2 protein-coding genes are annotated in these 1948 nt (G+C 57.6%); both read left to right on the top strand.

Annotated features, from left to right (window positions below; translation table 11 throughout):
* The coding region (locus tag AC1RKE_RS15995) for a hypothetical protein (RefSeq protein ID WP_492897487.1) at window positions 1-403 on the top strand (403 nt) is incomplete at its 5' end.
* Window positions 404-524: 121 nt separating this feature from the next.
* Window positions 525-1948, top strand: a 1424-nt coding sequence (locus tag AC1RKE_RS15990) for an RHS repeat domain-containing protein (protein ID WP_492897485.1), incomplete at its 3' end; no start/stop codon positions are given.

The following is a 1948-nucleotide window of genomic DNA, read 5'->3' as shown; positions in this document are numbered from 1 at the left end:
TCAGGTCTACAACGCCACGACCGGCGCCTTTATCGACCACCACTACCAAAGCGGCGTCCTCGACGCCGATAACAACTATTATGGCGCAAGCGTCACGCTGGCTCGAACCAATATTTCGAGTGCTGCAAGAGCGAGGTACGGCAAACCTGTCACGGCGCGAGCATCGACGGAATTCACCGTCAGCGGCGCCTCCGGTTCTTGGACAGCCGAGGTCGAACTACAGAACGTCTCAGGCTCGACGCCTACGACCAGTGTCAGCGGGACGACGGCCTCTATCCGGCTCACCTCGGCGCAGACGGAAACCACGAGCGGACAGTTCCGTGTGAAGGTGGTCGATGCGAACAATACCGCCAGCTATTCGCCATGGGGCGACTTTGCATTGGAGATCGAAGGTGTGGATTAGGCAGACCGGCGCACGAGGCGCAGGGACCCCGCGCGCAGACGGAGGTGGACGGACGAGAACTGAACCGTTCAAAGCGCCAAGCAGATCTGAAATGGCAGGCGCGCTCCTCTCTCTACGTCCAATGCAATTTATGGAGCGGGGTGTCATTGTCGGCTCTCTGAAGGCCATGCCTCGGTCGCCGATTTCGTCGGTGCTGGTCGCGACAGTTTGGGCGTTTGCCGCTGCACCCACAGTAGCGCAAATTGACGTCCCCAGCCCCAAGGTTTTCTCGATCACTGATCGCAACGGGGTGGACATGGTCCGTGGCTCGTTGACCATGAACTTGGGAACGGTAGCGGTTGGTGGAGCGGAAGGACTTTCTAACAGTATATCTGTAATAGAAGGATCTATTGATGGGCCGTACTACCGGCACAGCTTAGCCGCTGGGATTAACAGATTCTTCAATCCTGGACGTTCGCTGCAAACATTAACGGTCACTTACTTCGGTGATTCAATAATATTCACACGGAGCTCGGACGGAGGCTACATCCTGAAAGGGGGGCGGGGCGGAACCTTGAGTTTGAGCGGTGGTGTCTACACCTATATCGCGCCAGACGGTTCGATGGCTTCCTATGCTACGGCGCTCAGGAGCTGGGAAGACAATGCAATGGCCAACGAGGCCTCGCTTCTCTCGGTAACGCGGCCAAGCGGAGAGGTGCTGACCTATCACTATAGCGGGACCAGTGGCGTAAACCTTAGATTGCAATCAGTAACCAGCACACGCGGTTATCAAATCCATTTCGAGCACGCGGGATCGGGGCCGAATGTCGTCAAGGTCGAGGCGATCAACAATACTGTGGAAGCCTGCGCGCCCACGGCTAACGTGTGCGTCCTGACGCAGGAATGGCCCACCCTGACTTTGGTGAACAATAGCTGGGTCGATAACCTTGGCCGGGTACAGCGGTCCTCTCCTGATGGGGTGATCTGGGTATCCGGAGCCCAGTGGCCTGTCATCAACTCGGGCTATATCTGGGACAATGAGCAGACGGCGGTTAAGACGGTTTTCGACGGCAATGGAACCTGGAGTTACTCTTATGGATCTAAGCCAGACCCGACGTGGTTCGATCAGACGTCCGTCAACACCATCACCGATCCAAATGGACATGTGACAACGGTCAAGCTGCAGTGGAGCGAGAACTTCTCCTACGATCCGCCGCGCTACGAGCCGACCCTGGTTTCCGTCACGGATCACTTAAACCAGACCACACTGTATGGCTTCCAGCGCGGGACGCCGAGCTGGGTCCAGTATCCTGAGGGCGACAGCGAGACCTGGCTGTTGAATCGCAAAGGTAATGTGGTCGCGTACCAGCATAAACCAAAGTTGGGGTCGGGTCTGCCCACATCCACGGTCTCGGTGACCTATGCTGACACCTCTATCCCAGTGCTCGCCAGGCGTCCCACCCAAATGACGGACGCGCGCGGGTTTGTGACGGATTACACCTATGACGCTTCTGGCAATTTGTTGACGGTTACGGGTCCTGCGCCGACGTCGGGGGCTCCGCGTCC

The sequence above is a fragment of the Brevundimonas sp. GW822-FHT03E11 genome, assembly GCF_058801445.1.
This window is presented reverse-complemented; position numbering and strand designations above follow the sequence as displayed.